This is a genomic window from Catenuloplanes japonicus (assembly GCF_000717135.1).
In the GTDB taxonomy this organism is placed as follows: Bacteria; Actinomycetota; Actinomycetes; order Mycobacteriales; family Micromonosporaceae; genus Catenuloplanes; species Catenuloplanes japonicus.
Map to the genome: position 1 here is coordinate 234,338 of NZ_JNXY01000025.1, position 17,516 is coordinate 251,853.

The following is a 17,516-nucleotide window of genomic DNA, read 5'->3' on the forward strand; positions in this document are numbered from 1 at the left end:
CGAAACTCCTCAATGGTGTGGACCGCTCATCCTAGGTAAGGTGCCCTGGTTTCCGCAGCCGCCCGAGGAAGGTGGACGTCGATGGGTGCAGGACTCGCCCGGGTCACGATCGCGGCCCCGCACCGCCGCGTCGACCTGGCCCTGCCGGACCAGATCCCGCTCGCCGAGCTGCTGCCCGACCTGCTCCGGCACGCCGGTGAGTCGCTGGCCGACGAGGGCGAGCGGCACGGCGGCTGGCTGCTGCGCCGGCCCGACGGCGCGCCGCTGCTCGGCGGCCGTCCGCTGCGCGCGCAGGGCATCCGGGACGGGGAGATCCTGCACCTGACGCCGGCCCGCGCGCACTGGCCCGAGCCCGAGTACGACGACGTGGTGGACGTGATCGCGGGCGCGCCCGGTCGCACCGGCCGGTGGTCACCGGCCGCGACCCGCGTCGCCACCCGTGCGGCCGCCACGGTGCTGCTGCTGGCCACGCTCCCGTCGTTGCTGCTCACGACGCCGTCGCCGGTCCCGGCCGCGCTGGCGCTCGCGCTGCTGCTCGCCGCGGTCACCGCGTCCCGCGCCTACGGCGACGCCGGGACCGCCGCCACGCTCGGCGCGCTGTCGCTGCCGTTCGCCGCGCTCGCCGGCGCGCAGCTCACCACGATGGAGCCCGCCGCACGCTGGGGCGCGCCGGAGGCGCTGGTCGCGGCCGTGTCGGTGCTGGCGACCGCGCTGCTGGTGGCCGTGGGCACCGCCGTCCACCTGCGGATCCCGGTCGCGGCGATGACCGCGGCGCTGCCGGTCGCCGCCACGGCCGCGGCGGCGCTGGCCTTCTCGCCGGTGCACGCGGCCGCGGTGCTGCTCACGGCCACGGCCTGCGCGCTCGGGCTGCTGCCGCTGCTCGCGATCCGGCTGGGACGGCTGCCGATCCCGCCGATCGCGCTACCCGGTGACGACGACCCGTTCCAGCAGGCCAGGCAGCGTCCGCCGCGCGACGAGGTGCTGGCCGCGCTGACACGTACCGACGAGTTCCTGACCGGGCTGCTGGCCGGGCACGCGCTGGTCGTGGCCGGGTCCGCGCTGTTCCTGACGCTGCACGGCGGCCTCGCCGCGCGACTGCTGGCCGGCGCCGCCGCGCTCGGCCTGCTGCTGCGCGCCCGCACGTTCGCCGCGGCCCACCACCGGGTGCCGCCGGTGTGCGCGGCCGTCGCCGTGCTCGCCGCGCTCGCGATCACCGTGCCCCCGCCGGTCGTGGCCGCGGTGGCGCTGGGTGTGCTGGCGGGCGGCGCCACCTGGTCACGCCGCCCGCCGTCGCTCTACCTGGCCCGGTCCGGCGAGATCCTGGAGACGCTGACGCTGGTGTCGCTCATCCCGCTGACCTGCGCGGTCCTGGACCTCTACACCAACCTCAGAAACCTCAACGGCTGATGGGGGTACGAAAAAGCGCGCCGGGCGTCCCGGCGCGCTTCTCACAGGAGGTCAGTGGTCGTAGTCGCCCTGCTCGAGTGCGCGCTGGTGACGCGCGATCGAGTTGCGGACCTCCTGCTCGGCCTCCACCCGCCCGGTCCAGGTCGCGCCCTCGACGGACTTGCCGGGCTCAAGGTCCTTATACACGGTGAAGAAGTGCTGGATCTCCATCCGGTCGAACTCGCCCAGGTGGTGAATGTCCCGCAGGTGCTCCTGACGAGGATCCTCGAACGGGACGCAGAGGACCTTGTCGTCGCCGCCCATCTCGTCCTTCATCCGGTACATGCCGATGGCGCGGCAGCGGATGAGACACCCCGGGAACGTCGGCTCCTGCACCAGCACGAGCGCGTCCAGCGGGTCGCCGTCCTCGCCCAGGGTGCCCTCGATGAAGCCGTAGTCCGCCGGGTACTGGGTGGCGGTGAAGAGCGTGCGGTCCAACCTGATGCGACCGGTTTTGTGGTCCACCTCGTACTTGTTGCGGTGACCCTTCGGGATCTCAACCGTAACGTCGAAATCCATATTCACGCTCCCTCGTTCGCCCACGCTGGCTAACGGAACTCGCACAGCTCACGCCACACCCCGGGCACGGCCTATGCAGTGTCGGACCCCGTTAGTCTCCTCTAAAGCGGCGGGCTAGGACGAGGAGGGGCTGGGGTGGGGAGGCAAGATTCACACAACGGCAACGAAACCGGTGATCAGCGCCGTGACGGACAGGCCTCGATTTCCTCCGCTTCAACGGACAGAAACGACATAACCCCCGTGACCGCTTCTCCCGAGAAACCCCAGGTGGCCACCCTGAACGCCTCGGAACAGCCCAAACCCGCCGGTACGTCGTCGTCCGCCCCCTCCGGCCCGGATTCGCCCGCCGATTCCGCCTCCGCCGATCCCTCCATCTCATCATCCGGACCATCCGTCCCGCCCAGCAAAACCCAAACCCCACCAGCCCCACCTGGGTACGCCCCGCGCTCCCACCCCACGGCCGACGACACCCCGACCGCACCGATCCCGGTCTCTCCCGCGTCCCCCGTGGACGAAGCGCCGACGGCCCGCATCCCGAGCCCGTCCCCGGCCGCTCCCACGACGCCCGCGTCCCCGCCTGCTGCTCCCGCCGGACCCGTGGCCCCCGCGAAGCCCTCGCCGCGGCCCCGGCCGGTGCTGAAGCCGCCGACCGGCGTGCGCCCGACGCTCTCCCACCCGGGCCGCCCGAGCGCGGCGCAGCCGCCCCGGCCCGAGACCGGCCGGACGGTCCCGATCCCGCAGCCGTCGGATGCCGCGGTCCCCTCTGCCGACGCGCAGCAGACGGTGATCATCCCGAAGGTGCCGGGCGGGGGAGCCGCGGGCGCGGGGAGGCCCGGGGACGCGAACCGTCCCGCGGGCGCCGCCAAGGCGTCGGTGGCCCGGGACTCGGAGGACGACCAGGCCACCGCGATCATCCCGAAGATTCCCCCGGTGGTGAAGCAGCCCCCGGCGGACGACCAGTCGACCGTGGTCATGCTGAAGGTGCCCGGTAGCGGGCCCGTCGCCGCACCGAAGAGCCCGAGCGGTGGCTCCACGGCCGTACCGAACGGTCCGGGCGGCGGACCCACGGCTGTACCGAGCGGTGGGCCTGCGGCCGCACCGAACGGTCCCGGCGGTGGGCCCGCGGTCGCATCGAAGGGTCCGAGCGGTGGGCCTACGGCCGTGCCGAAGGGTCTGAGCGTGGGGACCGCGGCCGCACCGACGGAGCCGGGTGCCGCGCCCGTCGTATCGGGGAGCGCGGGGGTGCGGAGCCGCCCGCCGCAGAGCGATCAGACGGTGGTGCTGCCGAAGACGCCGCCCGCCCCGATGACGGGTGCGCCACGTGCCGCGGGCACGGCATCGGTGCCGGTCGTCGTCCCTGCCTCGCCGGCGCGACCCACGGCGGCGGGCACGGCGCCGGTCGGTGGATCGGCGCCGGTCGGTGGAGCGGAGTCCGGGGCGCGAGGGAGCGTGGCGGCGCCGCCCGTGGTGCCGCCGACCGGGCGCGTGACCGTGGAAGCCGTGGGCACGGCCGGGGCGGGGGAGGCTTCGGGCGTACCCTCGCGTGAATTTGATCTTGGGTCTTTGTGGCGGTCGAAGAAGGTGCTGGCCGGTGCGGGGGCGGCGGTGCTGGCGCTGGTGCTGGTGGCCGTGATCGTGCTGGCCGGGCGGCCGGACGCGGTCGAGGAGCCGGTCGCGGAGCCGACCGTGGCGGAGCAGCCCGCGGAGCCGGCGCCGCAGCCGGTGCTGGTGGCGAACACGAACGGCGCGCCGATGCCGTCGCCGCAGGCGGTACAGGCCGCGATCGGCGCGCTGGTGACCAACGGTGAACTGGGGCCGGGCGTGCACGCGGCCGTGGTGGACGTGGCGACCGGGACCGAGCTGTACGGATATCAGCAGAGCGATCCGGCCACGCCCGCGTCCACGACGAAGCTGGTCACGGCCGCGGCGGCGCTGACCGCGCGCGGGACCGGGTACCGGATCCCGACGCGCGTGGTGGCCGGCTCCGCGCCCGGCGAGGTGGTGCTGATCGGCGGCGGCGACCCGACGCTGGCGATCGACGGCACCGCCACCTACCGCGGCGCCGCACGGCTCGACGAGCTGGCCGAGCAGGTCAGGACCGCGCTGGGCGGCGCGCCGGTGTCGCGCGTGCTGGTCGACTCGACGCTCTACACCGGCCCGGCGGTCAGCCCGAGCTGGGACTCGGACGTGGTGTCCGCGGGGTACGGCGCGCCGATCACCGCGCTGATGACCAACGGCGCCCGGGTGAACCCGAAGGCGGCCTCCGGCGCGCAACGCCAGACGGACCCGGACCTGTCCGCGGGCAAGGCGTTCGCGGCGCTGCTCGGCGACGGCGTGACGGTCGGCCGGGGCACCGCGACCTCGTCGGCCGCGCAGGCCACACCGCAGGTGAGCGCGTCGGCCGGGACGACCGGGATCGCACCCGGCATCGAGCTGGGCCGGGTGGAGTCGCCGACCATGCTGCGGCTGGTCGAGGTGATGCTGACGAACAGCGACAACGTGGTGGCGGAGGCGCTGGCCCGGCAGGTCGCGATCGCGGGCGGGCAGCCGGCCTCGTTCGAGGGCGGTGCGGCCGCGACCCGTGCGCTGATCACCGGGTTCGGGCTGCCGGTGGACGGGTTCGGGCTGACCGACGGCAGCGGGCTGTCCCGGGACAACCTGATCAGCCCGGCGCTGCTGACCGCGCTGGTCCGGCTGGCCGCGGACGGGTCACACCCGGAGCTCGGCGCGATGTTCTCCGGCCTGCCGGTGGGCGGCTGGTCCGGCACGCTGGACGACCGGTTCCGGGACCCGGCGCCGCCGGAGTCGCGGGCCGGCGCCGGCACGGTGCGCGCGAAGACCGGCTCGCTGGACGGCGTCAACGCGCTGGCCGGCGTGGTCACCACGGCGGACGGGCGGCTGCTGGCGTTCGCGCTGCTGGCGGACGAGGTGCCGTTCAAGACGCTGAGCAAGTGGCAGGCGGAGTGGAAACTGGACCGGATCGCGTCCGTGCTGGCCTCCTGCGGATGTCAGGGGTAATCCCGGATCTCTTCGCCGGGACGGGCCGTGCCCGTTCTCCGCGGGTACGTTGGATCGCATGACGCAGTTCGTGGACTGGGATCTGGCCGCCACCACCGCGGGTGCCCTGGGCAAGTCCGGGCCACGGGTGACCTATGACGAGGCTGCCGAGGTCGTCGCGGACCTGCGACGGCTCACCGAGGAGGCCGCCGGGCACGTGGCGGCGTACACCGGGCTGACGTCCCGGGTGGACCACCCGCCGGTGCGGATCGTGGACCGCCGGGACTGGGCCCAGGTCAACATCGACGGGCTGCGGTCCGTGGTGACGCCGCTGATCACGAAGCTGTCCGGGGACAAGGCGCCGAGCGCGATCGCGGACGCGATCGGGTCCCGGGTCACCGCGGTGCAGGCCGGCGGCGTGCTGGCGTACCTGTCGGGCCGGGTGCTCGGGCAGTACGAGGTCTTCTCCGGCGAGCACGGCCAACTGCTGCTGGTCGCGCCGAACATCGTCGAGATCGAGCGGAAGCTCGGCGCGGACCCGCGCGACTTCCGGCTCTGGGTGGCGCTGCACGAGGTCACGCACCGCACCCAGTTCACGTCCGTGCCGTGGATGCGCGACTACTTCCTCGGCCAGGTGCAGGCGTTCGTGGACGCGTCGCAGTCCGGCGAGGACCCGCTGGTGGACCGGCTGCGCCGCGCGGTCGGCACGCTCTCCGACGCGGTCCGCGACTCGGACAGCCGCTCCTCCGTGCTGGACCTGGTGCAGACGCCGGCGCAGAAGGAGGTGCTGGACCGGCTGACCGCGCTGATGACGCTGCTGGAGGGCCACGCCGAGTTCGTGATGGACGGCGTCGGCCCCGAGGTCATCCCGAGCGTGGAGACGATCCGGGCCCGGTTCAACCGCCGCCGCGAGGCGGGCAACCCGCTGGAGAAGGCGGTCCGGCGGCTGCTCGGCGTGGACGTGAAGATGCGGCAGTACGCGGAGGGCCGCAAGTTCGTGCACGGCGTGGTGGAGCGCGTCGGCATGGCCGGCTTCAACGAGATCTTCCGGTCGCCGGAGACGCTGCCGCTCGTGTCCGAGCTGGGCGATCCGGACGCCTGGGCCGACCGTGTGCGCCCCGCCTCCCGCGAGTCCGGCCCGGCCTCCCCGCCGGACGGCGACTGACCGGTTAGCGTTTTTCCATGGCTCGGATCGCGCCGCCGGTCGCGGAGATGCGGGTGGCGGTGCGTCGCGCCCTGACCGGCTTACCCACCGACGCGCTGGTCCTCGTGGCCTGCTCCGGCGGCGCGGACTCGCTCGCGCTGGCCGCCACCGTCGCGTTCGTCGCGCCCCGGCTCGGCCTGCGCGCCGGGCTGGTCACGGTCGACCACCGGCTGCAGGACGGCTCCGGCGACCGGGCCGCCGCCGTGGCCGGCTGGGCGCGTGACGCCGGGCTGGCCCCGGTCGAGGTCGAGGCCGTCACGGTCGCGGGCCGTCCCGGCGGTCCGGAGGCGGCCGCCCGCGAGGCGCGGTACACCGCGCTGGCCGAGGTCGCCCGCCGGCACGACGCCGCGGCGGTCCTGGTCGGCCATACCCGCGACGACCAGGCCGAGACCGTGCTGCTCGCGCTCGCGCGCGGCGCCGGGATAAAGGGCCTGGCCGGCATGCGGGAGCGCCGGCCGCTGCCCGGGTCGGAGGACGTGCTGCTCATGCGGCCGTTGCTGGAGATCGGCCGGGAGCAGACGCACAAGGCCTGCGTGGCGCTGGGCCTGCAGGCGTGGTCCGACCCGCACAACGCGGATCCGGCGTACGCGCGCAGCCGCGTCCGGGCCGACGCGCTCCCCGCGCTGGTCGCGGCGCTGGGGCAGCGGGTGGTCGGCAACCTGGCGCGCACGGCCGGGCTGCTGGCGGCGGACGCGGCCGCGCTGGACGGGCTGGCCAGGACCGCACTGACCGAGGCGGGCGGCGCGGACGGTGGCGCGCTGCGGGTGCGCAGCCTGTCCGGGCTGGACCCCGCGATACGCAGCCGGGTGCTGCACCTGTGGGCGCGGGAGCTGGGCGCGCCCGGCACCGCGCTGTCCCAGCGGCACGTGTCGGCGCTGGACGCGCTGGTGGTCGACTGGCACGGACAGGGGTCGGCCTACCTCCCCGGGGGCATCGCGGTACGCCGTTCCGGTGACGCGCTGGCGGTCGTGACCACCGACACAGAAGTCGATCAAATCGGGTGATCTTGGACGGGCGGACGTCGTACCCACGCCTGGTTTGTAGTTTTTAAGCGCTTTTTGTCGTTATGTCATGCGGAGAGCGTGACCGTTCGGGGTCTGTTTGCGCCCGGAAACGCCCGGGGCGGGCGGCGGCTCGTAACCTCCATGGGGCAGGCTAGGGCCATGGCTGACGGGTCCTGGTACGACGCCGACATCGAGCGCGTGATCATCTCTGAGCAGCAGATCCGCGACAAGGTCGAGGAACTGGCCAAGCAGGTCTCCGCCGACCACGCCGACGCGGCGGACGGCGTGCTGCTGGTCTGCGTGCTGAAGGGCGCCGTGATGTTCATGGCGGACTTCGCACGGGAGCTGGGCCGGCACGGCCCGTCCAGCGAGATGGAGTTCATGGCCGTGTCCTCCTACGGGCAGGGCACCACCTCGTCCGGCGTGGTCCGCATCCTCAAGGACCTGGACCGCGACATCGCCGGCCGCCACGTGATCGTGGTCGAGGACATCGTCGACTCCGGCCTGACGCTCTCCTGGCTGCTGAAGTACCTGGAGTCGCGCGGCGCCGCCTCGATCGACGTGGTCGCGCTGTTCCGCAAGCCGGAAGCGGTGAAGGTCCCGGTGAACGTGCGCTACGTCGGCTTCGACATCCCCAGCGAGTTCGTGGTCGGCTACGGCCTGGACTTCGCCGAGCGCTACCGCGAGCTGCCCTACGTCGGCGTGCTCAAGCCCGAGGTGTACGCCCGCAGCTGAGCGGCGCCGTTACGCCCTGAGCTGACAAACAACTCTCGGTGAAGCTTCAGCGCACTCTCAGAAAACCGGATTACCGTGCTGTTCGGCACGCTGGGGTGGTCGGCAACGCTCGGGCATTCACGGGGCTCGCAACCTCACCCGTCGCACCTACGGTGTACCGTCGAATGACCGATGGCGCCGCCCGCCGGCGTCCGCGGTTGTCGCAGCGTCTCCCTGGGTAGGGAGGTGGCGGGGGCAGCATTGGTGAGTTACGAGCCGGACGATCAGGAGGGTGCGGGCGCCTAGCGCTCGACAACAGTATGGAACGCACGCGTTTCTTCCGCCGCCCGGTGATCTGGATCATTCTGGTGATCGCCGCTGCGATCGCCGCCAGCTCCTTCTTCACGGGCGGCCCCAGTTACCACCGGGTCGAGACCTCGGTCATCCTCGACAAGCTCGCCTCCGGCGGCATCAAGAATGCCGTCTACGAGGACAAGGAGCAGACGCTCCAGCTCGAGCTGTCCGAGAAGGCCACCTTCGACAAGACCACCACCGACCGCATCGAGACCCAGTTCCCGTACGAGGTCAGTGACGACATCTGGGCCGCCGTGGTGCAGGCCAAGGCCGCCGGCAAGATCTCCGGCACGATCGACGCGCAGGTCACGCGGGACAACATCCTGCTGTCCCTGCTGCTCAACCTGCTGCCGATCCTGCTGCTCGTCGTGCTGCTGCTGTTCTTCATGTCGCAGATGCAGGGCGGCGGCTCGCGGGTGCTCAACTTTGGCAAGTCCAAGGCCAAGATGCTCACCAAGGACACGCCGAAGACGACGTTCGCGGACGTCGCCGGCGCGGACGAGGCCGTCGAAGAGCTGCACGAGATCAAGGACTTCCTGCAGAACCCCTCGAAGTACCAGGCCCTCGGCGCCAAGATCCCGAAGGGCGTGCTGCTCTTCGGCCCGCCCGGAACCGGTAAGACGCTGCTGGCCCGCGCGGTCGCCGGCGAGGCCGGTGTCCCGTTCTACTCGATCTCCGGTTCGGACTTCGTCGAGATGTTCGTCGGCGTCGGCGCCTCCCGCGTCCGCGACCTGTTCGAGCAGGCCAAGACGAACGCGCCGGCCATCGTCTTCGTCGACGAGATCGACGCGGTCGGCCGCCACCGCGGCGCCGGCATGGGCGGCGGGCACGACGAGCGCGAGCAGACGCTCAACCAGCTGCTCGTCGAGATGGACGGCTTCGACACCAAGGGCGGCGTCATCCTGATCGCGGCCACGAACCGGCCGGACATCCTCGACCCGGCGCTGCTGCGGCCGGGCCGATTCGACCGGCAGATCGCGGTCGACGCCCCCGACATGGAGGGCCGCAAGGCCATCCTCCGGGTGCACGGCAAGGGCAAGCCCTTCACGCCCGACGTCGACCTCGACGCGGTCGCGCGGCGCACGCCCGGCTTCTCCGGCGCGGACCTGGCCAACGTGATCAACGAGGCCGCGCTGCTGACGGCCCGGCACGAGAAGCGCGCGATCTCGAACGAGTACCTGGAAGAGTCCATCGATCGGGTGATCGCGGGACCGGAGCGCAAGACGCGCGCGATGAGCGACGGCGAGAAGAAGATCACGGCGTACCACGAGGGTGGACACGCGCTGGTCGCCTGGGCGCTGCCGCACTCCGCGCCGGTCCACAAGGTGACGATCCTGCCGCGTGGCCGCTCGCTCGGTCACACGCTCGTGCTCCCCACCGAGGACAAGTACACGCAGACCCGCGCCGAGATGATCGACACCTTGGCGTACGCGCTGGGTGGCCGTGCCGCGGAGGAGCTCGTCTTCCACGAGCCCACCACCGGCGCCGGCAACGACATCGAGAAGGCCAGCGGTCTGGCCCGCGCGATGATCACGCAGTACGGCATGAGCTCCAAGCTCGGCGCCGTCAAGTACGGCACCAGCGGCGACGAGCCGTTCCTGGGCCGCACCATGGGCCACGAGAAGGACTACTCCGACTCCGTCGCCGCCGAGATCGACGGCGAGGTGCGCGCGCTCATCGAGCTCGCACACGACGAGGCGTGGGAGATCCTGGTCGAGTACCGCGACGTCCTCGACGCCATGGTGCTGGAGCTGATGGAGAAGGAGACCATCTCCCAGGCGGACATGGCCCGGATCTGCGTCCGGGTGCAGAAGCGCCCGCCGATGGCCCCCTACAACGGCTTCGGCAAGCGCCGCCCGTCCACCGACCCGCCGGTGCTCACGCCCGCCGAGAAGGAGAAGCTCAAGGCCCAGGCCGCTTCGGACGGCGCCGCGGCCACCGTCGGCATCGGCCCGGTCGCATCCGAGCCCACGAACAACTCGGACGGCACGCACTGAGCACGAACGGTTTACGGCCCGACCCCGTCGACGAGGACGACTCGTCGGCGGGGTTGGACTATCTGGCGGCACGCCTCGTCGACGGCAAACTCACCGGCACACCGGTCGAGGACGCGGTCGACCTGCCCCGGATCGAGCGCGCGGTCCGGGAGATACTGATCGCGCTCGGCGAGGACCCGGAGCGGGACGGGCTGAAGAAGACACCCGCGCGCGTCGCCCGCGCCTACGCAGAGCTCTTCGCCGGCCTCCGCGTCGACCCCGCACAGGTGCTCACCACCACGTTCGAGGCCAACCACGAGGAACTGGTGCTGGTCCGCGACATCGACGTGATGTCGCTGTGCGAGCACCACCTGCTGCCGTTCCGCGGCGTGGCCCACATCGGCTACATCCCAGGCCCGCACGGCCGGATCACCGGCCTCTCCAAGCTCGCCCGGCTCGTCGAGGTGTTCGCCCGGCGTCCCCAGGTGCAGGAGCGGCTCACCTCGCAGATCGCCGACCTGCTGATGGACAAACTGGCGCCGCGCGGCGTCATCGCGGTCCTGGAGTGCGAGCACATGTGCATGGCCATGCGCGGCATCCAGAAGTCCGGATCCAAGACCATCACCTCGGCGGTACGCGGCGGCCTGCAGACGGACGCGAAGTCCCGCGCCGAGGCGATGAGCCTGATCCTGGCCGCCCGCTAGCCCACCAGCGTGATCGCGCCGACGGCGGCACAGGTCAGCACGCTCGGCGCCGCACAGATCAACAGACCCAGCACGGGGGTACGGTCGGCGCGCCCGTCATCGCCGCGCGGGAACGCCTGGCCGATCGCGACCCAGCCCAGCGCGAACGCCAGCGCCGGCAGCGTCACGCCGAACAACAGCGCGAACGTGGGCAGCGCCTCCGGGCTCGCGGTCGTGTAGAGCGCCAGCTGGATCACCAGCACGGCCGCGGCCAGCGCGCCGTAGACAACCAGGTTGCGCACCCACACCGGCGTCTGCGGCGTGTCCCGGCGGGCCGGCGCCGGCAGCTTCGCCTCCGCCGCCTCCACCGTGGCACGCGCCCGGTGCAGCGCGGACCGTATCGCGGCCGGGCCCTCGCCCAGGCTCACCGACACCGAGGTCACCTCGTCCAGCGTCGGGATCAGCGCGGACTCCTCCGCACCCAGCTCACGCAGCCGGGTGCGCTGGGTGACCAGGCGGGCGCGGACCACGGCCAGCTCGTCATGGGCGGCGCGGACCGGGCGGTCCAGGCCGGCGGCGACGGTGGCGTCCCGGCGGGCCACGTCGAGCTCGCGGGCGGCCTCCAGGTAAGCGGCCCAGGCGTCGTCCGTGGTCACGTCTCCCTCGCCTCCGCGGGCCGGGCCGTCCTGGGCGCGGGGAGGATGTGCTCCGCGCGCTTCTGCTCGGTTCTCGTGGTCTCCGCCTGCGCCGGTTCCGGCTCTCTGCGGGCTGCTTCGGCGCGGGCGGGCTCCGGACGGGCCTGCTCAGTGCGGGCCGGTCCCGGGAGGGACGGCTCCGTGCGGGGCGGCTCCAGACGGGCCGGTTCTGCACGGGGCAGATCCGGGCGGGCCGGTTCTGCACGGGCCTGTTCTGCGCGGGCCGGGTCCGGGCGGGGCGGTTCTGTGCGGGCTGATTCCGTGCGGAACGGGATGAACGGGGTGGTGGTGGCGGTGCGGTGGTCGTGGAAGAGCGCGCCGGAGTGCTGAGGGGTGCTGCCGAGCAGCGTCTCGACGTCGTCGTCCGGCAGGTCCAGCAGCGCCAGGCCGGCGATCTCCGACGCGGCCCTGCTCAGGTCGCCGGTCAGCCGGTGCGTGCCACGCCACCAGGAGAGCAGGTGCACGCCGCGGGCCGGGCCGGTGCGCAGCAGCCGGGTCAGCCGGTCCGGCGGCAGCGTCACCCGGTCGCCCGCGTCCAGGCCGAACACCACCAGGTAGGCCGGGTCGTCCAGCTCCAGCGCCTTGGTCAGGCCCGCCGCGTCCAGATGCTCCACCTCGTGCCGGCGGGCCAGCGCGGTCGTCAGCGCGTCCGCGTGCCGCTCCGCGTCCGGGATCAGCGTGCAGACCAGGAACCGGGCCGTGCCGGGTGCGTGGTGCGCGGAGATGCTGCGGGTGGCCGCGTGCAGCAGGTCCGGCGCCTCCGGGGCGGCCCCGATGATCGCCAGATGCCGGCCGGCCGCGGCGTCCAACGGGAACGCGACCGGAGGCTGCGGCGAATCGGGCGTCTTCCGCACGGACACCGGACGGCCGAGCAGCACCACCGGCGGCGTCTCCACCTCCTCGGTCCTCCTCGAGCGCGGCGGGGCGGCGCTGAGACGGCTGTGGAGGTCGCTGAGCGTCCGACGATCCGCGCCGGGGTCGGGGAAGCGGACGAGTCTCTCGTGGCCTCTGGTGGCATTTCGGGGCCCTCCGAGACCCCCTGCCGTGTTCACCACGGCCGTGCCGATCGGCAGGCTCTGCGCGGACTCGTTCGTCGGCTCCAGCACGTCGCCGCCGCCCGGCAGCGCGATCCGGACCGTCCACTGTGCGAAGAGACCGTCGCGCTCGTGCAACGCCGGGATCGCGCGCGGGGACCGGGTGGTCAGCACCAGGTGGACGCCGCACGAACGCGCGCCGCGGGAGATCGCGGTGAGCGGCGTCAGCAGGTCCGGATCGTCGCGCAGCATCGGCATGAACTCGTCGATCACGCAGACGATGCGGGGCAGCGGTGGCGAGACGGCCCCGCCATCGGTCCCACCACCGGTTCCGCCGCGGGGCCCGCCCGCGGTCCCGCCGCCGGTCTCGCTCAGCGCGGCGCGGAGCGCGGAGAAGCGGGTGGTGCCGTGGCGGGCCGCGAGCGCGGTGCGCCGGTCCACCTCGCCGGCGAGATGGCGCAGCACCTGCGCGGCGCTCTTCTCCGTGCTGTGCAGGTGCGGGGCGGACGTCGTACCCCGTGACGGTCTTTGATCCTGATCGTGCTTCTGCGTGTGCGGGATGAACAGGGCCAGATCGTCCGGCGAGTAGCGCGCGGTCAGGCCGGCCAGCGCGGCGACCAGGAACGCCGACTTGCCCGCCCCCTGACGCCCGCCGATCAGCCAGTGCGGCGCCAGATCGTTCAGCTGCACCGTGACCGTGCGCTCCCCGTCCCGGCCGACCACGGTGGCCAGGCCGTCGGCGGCGTCCTCCGTCCACAGCTCGGCCGGGAGCAGATCGCGCAACGACGGGCGCTCGAAGGACAGCAGACCGGTCGTCAGACGGCGGCAGACCGCCGCCAGCATCTCCGCCGGCGGATCACCGTCCAGCAGGACCGGCGAGTTCAGCCCGACATCGTTCGGCTGCGCGGCGAACGAGGCGCCGGGCGGGTCGCCGACTATGGCGTAGGCCTCGCGGAGCGTGATCGGCGTGCTGCGCGGCAGCGGCTGCGCCGGAATGCCGGTGGCCAGCGCCGGCGGCGGCCAGCCCGCGACCAGCAGATGCAGGCCCGCCGCCGGGCCGTGCTCGGCCAGATCACGGAAACGCAGCAGGTCGACCGGCTCCGCCGCGGCCGGGAACGAGGCGACGACCAGGAGAAAAAGGCGGTTCTCGTCCTTCTTCTGGTCGCGCTTGCCTTGCGCCGCCTGCGCGCGGTTGCGGGAGTCCGGGGCCTGGTCGCGTTTGCGGTCGAGTGTTCCCGTGCGGAGGCGGATCCACTGCTCGGCCTCGGCCAGGACAGTGCGGAGACCCTCCGGATCCGTGGCCGGCGGTGGCATCAGACCGGCATCCGCGAGCAGGGAGAACGGGGCGAAGACGGCGTCGTTCGCACCGTCCACCGTGCGCACCAGCAGCGAACCGGGCGCGGTCGTCGCCAGCAGACGCAACAGGACCGCACGCAGCAGCGCCGCCGTGCGCGGGTCGCGGGCATCCGCATCCACGGTCAGATGGCCGGCGCCGGCCAGCGGCACCACCGTCGGGAAACCCGCCTCCGGCAGCGGCCGCGCCGTGCCCACCCGGACGAAGGACGGCACCCCGGGCGGCGAGTCAGGCGGGACCTGGCCGGTCGCGAGATTCGCCCCGAGCCAGCCCGGGGCCAGCACAGTGGCGGCCCGTGACAGACGCTCCGCCAGACTCCGCTGCGCCTGCAGATCCGCCGGAGCCGGCGTCAGAGCGTGCAACCCCGCATCCGCCGCCGCCAGCACCGCCGCGGCCTGCCTGTGCAGGGCGGCGGCCCGGCTGACGTCCGTCTCGTCGTCGGCCATGCGCTCACCTCCCTACGGACACAGACCGTATCCCAGAAGAGGGGGAAATCCGGCATGTAGCGGTCAGCCACGTGACGAACCCGCCCCCTTCCACTCGATCGGCGCGCTTCCCAGGGTCCTGGATGGAGGGTGAGGCGATGTTGCGGGGGTGGATAGGCTCCGGGGTGTGGAGCAGAGCCAGCCGGCTGAGCCGGACAAGCCGGAACAGGTCCCGGCAGAGCCGGTCGTGCCGCAGCCGGTCGTGCCGCCGGTGGCGGGGCCACCGGGGGTGGGGCCGCCGGGGGTGGGGCCGCCGGGGGTGGGGCCGGGTGGGTCGGCGGCCGGTCCGGCGAAGGGGCGACGCTCCTGGAAGACGGTGCTCCTGGTGGTGGCGTCGGTGATGGGCGTCCTCTGCTCGGGGACGGTGGGGTATGGGTTGTGGCGCTACAACGAGGAAACCAAACCTGATCGCAGTGCGCCAGATGTAGCGGTGTCAAACTATCTGCGAGCTTTTCTAAGCGAGCGCGACGACAATCAGGCAAGCCTATATGTTTGTGGAAGCCCTGATCTGAATTCAATGTCCGATTTTAGGGACGATATTGAAAACCGCGAGATGAAGTACTCCATCGCAATCCGAGTCTCATGGTCCGGACTCGAAGTTGCGGACGCTCAGGACGGCAGACAGGTTCAGACTACGATCCGCCGTTCTATAAGCGATGGAAGTGAAAGCGATAAAAGTGTCTGGAGTTTTGCTGTTGTCGATGAAGGTGGTTGGCGGGTTTGCTCTGCCCGGCGGTTGAGCTAATTATTCAAGCCAAGCCAAATGAACTGGCACCTCCATGGTTTTGGGAAGCTTTCCGGTCCAGGCCCAGCGGTACCAATCCAGTTCCGCTGCCACCCGCAGACAGATGTCGCCTTCCGCGTTGTTGTAGAGATCGGTGACCGAACGCAGGTCGCGCCGCTCCACACCGTCGACCATCTGCACCACCCGCCGCCCCATCACGCTCGGCGAGTCGATCACCGCCACCGGATCCCGAGGCCCCGGCGCGTCCAGCGACACGAGTCGCGACAACAAATCGCGTGGCCCGTCCGACGACGGCGCCGATCCGAGCGTCTCGATCCAGACCCGCTCCTGCGGTACGAGCGGCGCGAAGACCTCGATCTGCTCCGCCTCCGCCCGGTACCACTCCTGCTCCTGCATGATCGGCACGTAGGTCCGGCTGCCCTGCACGACACGCTCGTCCGCGCGCAGGTCGGCTCGCCAGCCGAGTCCGGGCAGGCCGGTGATCACCCGTCGCCCGCGCAGATCGCCGCCGCCGGTGGCCGGCATCGGCACGATCGCGCGCGGCGGCCGTGGCGCCCAGTCGGACTGACCGGCGAACGGGTCTTCGGGCAACGGCTCGTGGCTCACTGTCCGCCGTCCAGCGATGCGCCCTGATCCTTCATGAACGGCACCGGATTGATCGCGCCGGTCGTCGACCGGTCGTTGTTCATGTGTACCTCGAAGTGCAGGTGCGGGCCGGACGAGTTGCCGCTGGTGCCGACGCGACCGATGACCTGCCCGGCCTTCACCATGTCGCCGACTCTCGCCGACGGTCGTTCCACCATGTGGCAGTACCGGGTCATGACGTTGCCGGCGTGCTGGACCTCGACGAACCAGCCGCAACCGAGCTTGCCGGGGTATCCGTCCACGTTACAGCTGGCGCCGGAGGGATCGTTGTCGCAGGCCGCTACCGTGACGATCCCGCTGGACGCGGCCCAGATCGGCGCGCCCCTGGCGACGATCAGGTCGACGCCGTCGTGGTCCGGGCGTTCCGGCGTGCGGAACCCGGATCCGACCAGCGCCTTCACCGGGATGGTCCAGCCGGAGGCCGCGATCTCACCCGCGGCCGCACAGCGCAGGTCTTTCCCGGTGCCGGTACCGCTCGCACGCGCGGCGCCGTTGGCCAGCATGTTGACCAGCTGAGTGGCGACCGGCTCGTGCTTCGCGTACGCGTCGGGATAGGCACTGATCTGCACCGCCTGCGCCGCCTGGGTGAGCGACATGCCCTCCCACCCCGGCACCTTCAACAGCTTCTCGTAGAACTTCGTGGCCGCGTACTCCACGTTCTGGAGCTGGTCCGGCGTGCCCCAGCCCATGCTGGCGCGCTGCTGGAAGATACCGAGCGAGTCGTGGTCGTTCCGGTCGCCCAGGTTGCCGAGGTTGGAGAGTCTCGACTCCTGCATCGCGGTGGCGACCGCGACGACCCAGCCGCGCGGTGGGACGTTCAGCTTCGAGCCCACGTTGATGATGACCGCCGCGTTCTGCACCTGGACCTTGCCGTACGAGCCGATGGTCGGAAGGTTTCCGGTCGCGCTGACCGGGCCGCCCTCGCCACAGCCGAACGCGCTCAACTTCATCGTGTCGTCCTCGATGCCGCCGAGGCCGCCGAGGAAGAACGCGCTGACCGTGCCGCCGCAGCAGAGCAGCGTCAGCGTGGCGGTGAGTGCGACCGCCAGCGCGACGCGCCGTATTCGCAGCTTGGGGCGGGGCGCGTCGTCGTAGCCGCTCATGCTCGCTCCCAGTCGACGCTGTCCACCAGCCAGCGGCCGTCCGGTGCCACCAGCGTGAGCCGGAGCGTGCCGGAGTCCACCGTGACGGTCACGTCCGCCACGCTGTCCGCGTAGGGCACGACAACCGGCTCACCGGTCAGCCGGTCGGCCGGGACGCTCACCGGATCGACACCGCGCAGCTTCTCCGCCAGTGATTTCGTGGCGTGCGGCAGCAGCCGCCCGTACCAGGTCGCGGCCGAGACGTTCTGGTGATCCACCCACGCGGCCGCGAACGCGTAGCCGACCGCGTCCGGCAGCGCGCCGCCCGGGCTGGTCGACGGCGTCGGCGGTGTCAGCGACGAGACCGGCCCGTCGTAGTTGTAGCTCGGATCGACCGAGGGCCCGGTGACCGTGGACTGGTCGCCGGAGGTCACGGTCGGCCCGCGATCCGTTGCGTTCCCGGAGAAGCCGCGTGCGACTCCCACTATGAGCAGCACGATCGCGAACAGCACGATCGCCACCCCGGCCCGGGACCGCAGCAGGCGCTTCGCGATCAGGTCGAGGAACCGGCCCACCCGT

General features: G+C 72.2%; 14 protein-coding genes. 8 read left to right on the forward strand and 6 right to left on the reverse strand.

The window, feature by feature from the left end; all coding sequences use genetic code 11:
• Positions 1-81 precede the first annotated feature (81 nt).
• Entirely contained in the window at positions 82-1,407 is a 1,326-nt protein-coding gene (gene eccD, locus OP04_RS31635; RefSeq protein WP_033343529.1) for a type VII secretion integral membrane protein EccD, read from the forward strand.
• Between the two features lie 51 nt (positions 1,408-1,458).
• Here the strand turns inward: eccD and OP04_RS31640 are convergent, their stop codons facing one another.
• A complete protein-coding gene (locus OP04_RS31640) occupies positions 1,459-1,965 on the reverse strand; it encodes an inorganic diphosphatase (RefSeq protein WP_033343530.1) in 507 nt (168 codons plus the stop codon).
• Positions 1,966-3,270: 1,305 nt separating this feature from the next.
• On the opposite strand from OP04_RS31640, the gene dacB reads away from it, so the two are divergent.
• The 6 genes from dacB (at position 3,271) to folE (ending at position 10,918) form a co-directional block, all read left to right on the forward strand.
• A complete protein-coding gene (gene dacB / locus OP04_RS31655; RefSeq protein WP_085066912.1) occupies positions 3,271-4,983 on the forward strand; it encodes a D-alanyl-D-alanine carboxypeptidase/D-alanyl-D-alanine endopeptidase in 1,713 nt (570 codons plus the stop codon).
• A 58-nt stretch (positions 4,984-5,041) separates the two neighbouring features.
• Positions 5,042-6,127 (forward strand): zinc-dependent metalloprotease, encoded by a 1,086-nt coding sequence (locus OP04_RS31660; protein ID WP_033343533.1) that lies wholly within the window; start codon positions 5,042-5,044, stop codon positions 6,125-6,127.
• A 17-nt stretch (positions 6,128-6,144) separates the two neighbouring features.
• Positions 6,145-7,170 (forward strand): tRNA lysidine(34) synthetase TilS, encoded by a 1,026-nt coding sequence (tilS, locus tag OP04_RS31665; protein WP_033343534.1) that lies wholly within the window; start codon positions 6,145-6,147, stop codon positions 7,168-7,170.
• A gap of 159 nt (positions 7,171-7,329) precedes the next feature.
• A complete protein-coding gene (hpt, locus tag OP04_RS31670; RefSeq protein WP_033343535.1) occupies positions 7,330-7,905 on the forward strand; it encodes a hypoxanthine phosphoribosyltransferase in 576 nt (191 codons plus the stop codon).
• Between the two features lie 299 nt (positions 7,906-8,204).
• Complete coding sequence (ftsH, locus tag OP04_RS31675) at positions 8,205-10,235, forward strand: ATP-dependent zinc metalloprotease FtsH (protein WP_033343536.1); 2,031 nt, start codon at positions 8,205-8,207, stop codon at positions 10,233-10,235.
• Between the two features lie 53 nt (positions 10,236-10,288).
• The gene (folE, locus tag OP04_RS31680) at positions 10,289-10,918 is read left to right on the forward strand and encodes a GTP cyclohydrolase I FolE (protein ID WP_033343537.1); all 630 of its coding nucleotides are present in this window, start codon (positions 10,289-10,291) and stop codon (positions 10,916-10,918) included.
• On the opposite strand, the gene OP04_RS31685 is transcribed toward folE, so the two are convergent.
• Together OP04_RS31685 and OP04_RS31690 are read right to left on the reverse strand one after the other, a co-directional pair.
• Positions 10,915-11,553 carry a hypothetical protein gene (locus tag OP04_RS31685; protein ID WP_033343538.1) on the reverse strand — a complete coding sequence of 213 codons (639 nt, stop codon included), beginning with the start codon at positions 11,551-11,553 and terminating at the stop codon, positions 10,915-10,917. The two genes, folE and OP04_RS31685, sit on opposite strands and share 4 nt — an antisense overlap.
• On the reverse strand, positions 11,550-14,426 hold the full coding sequence (locus OP04_RS31690) for an FtsK/SpoIIIE domain-containing protein (RefSeq protein WP_051799399.1): 2,877 nt from the start codon (positions 14,424-14,426) through the stop codon (positions 11,550-11,552). The genes OP04_RS31685 and OP04_RS31690 overlap by 4 nt, the downstream gene beginning before the upstream one ends.
• A 166-nt stretch (positions 14,427-14,592) precedes the next feature.
• Between OP04_RS31690 and OP04_RS52190 the strand changes: the two genes are divergently transcribed.
• Positions 14,593-15,210 (forward strand): hypothetical protein, encoded by a 618-nt coding sequence (locus OP04_RS52190; protein ID WP_232323808.1) that lies wholly within the window; start codon positions 14,593-14,595, stop codon positions 15,208-15,210.
• Here the strand turns inward: OP04_RS52190 and OP04_RS31695 are convergent, their stop codons facing one another.
• The 3 genes from OP04_RS31695 to OP04_RS31705 are packed head-to-tail and all read right to left on the reverse strand — an operon-like array spanning position 15,211 to position 17,512.
• Positions 15,211-15,816 carry a hypothetical protein gene (locus OP04_RS31695; RefSeq protein WP_033343539.1) on the reverse strand — a complete coding sequence of 202 codons (606 nt, stop codon included), beginning with the start codon at positions 15,814-15,816 and terminating at the stop codon, positions 15,211-15,213.
• The gene (locus OP04_RS31700) at positions 15,813-16,958 is read right to left on the reverse strand and encodes a M23 family metallopeptidase (protein ID WP_033343540.1); all 1,146 of its coding nucleotides are present in this window, start codon (positions 16,956-16,958) and stop codon (positions 15,813-15,815) included. Before OP04_RS31700 ends, OP04_RS31695 begins: the two co-directional genes overlap by 4 nt.
• Positions 16,955-17,512 (reverse strand): hypothetical protein, encoded by a 558-nt coding sequence (locus tag OP04_RS31705; RefSeq protein ID WP_033343541.1) that lies wholly within the window; start codon positions 17,510-17,512, stop codon positions 16,955-16,957. The genes OP04_RS31700 and OP04_RS31705 overlap by 4 nt, the downstream gene beginning before the upstream one ends.
• Between the last annotated feature and the right edge of the window lie 4 nt (positions 17,513-17,516).

Bases quoted from the DNA above. Each gene is read 5' to 3' on its own strand.
- dacB (WP_085066912.1), top strand. From the start codon at position 3,271: ATGACGGGTGCGCCACGTGCCGCGGGCACGGCATCGGTGCCGGTCGTC.
- OP04_RS31640 (WP_033343530.1), bottom strand. From the start codon at position 1,965: ATGGATTTCGACGTTACGGTTGAGATCCCGAAGGGTCACCGCAACAAG.
- OP04_RS31700 (WP_033343540.1), bottom strand. From the start codon at position 16,958: ATGAGCGGCTACGACGACGCGCCCCGCCCCAAGCTGCGAATACGGCGC.
- eccD (WP_033343529.1), top strand. From the start codon at position 82: ATGGGTGCAGGACTCGCCCGGGTCACGATCGCGGCCCCGCACCGCCGC.
- hpt (WP_033343535.1), top strand. From the start codon at position 7,330: ATGGCTGACGGGTCCTGGTACGACGCCGACATCGAGCGCGTGATCATC.
- OP04_RS31690 (WP_051799399.1), bottom strand. From the start codon at position 14,426: ATGGCCGACGACGAGACGGACGTCAGCCGGGCCGCCGCCCTGCACAGG.
- tilS (WP_033343534.1), top strand. From the start codon at position 6,145: ATGGCTCGGATCGCGCCGCCGGTCGCGGAGATGCGGGTGGCGGTGCGT.
- OP04_RS31660 (WP_033343533.1), top strand. From the start codon at position 5,042: ATGACGCAGTTCGTGGACTGGGATCTGGCCGCCACCACCGCGGGTGCC.
- ftsH (WP_033343536.1), top strand. From the start codon at position 8,205: ATGGAACGCACGCGTTTCTTCCGCCGCCCGGTGATCTGGATCATTCTG.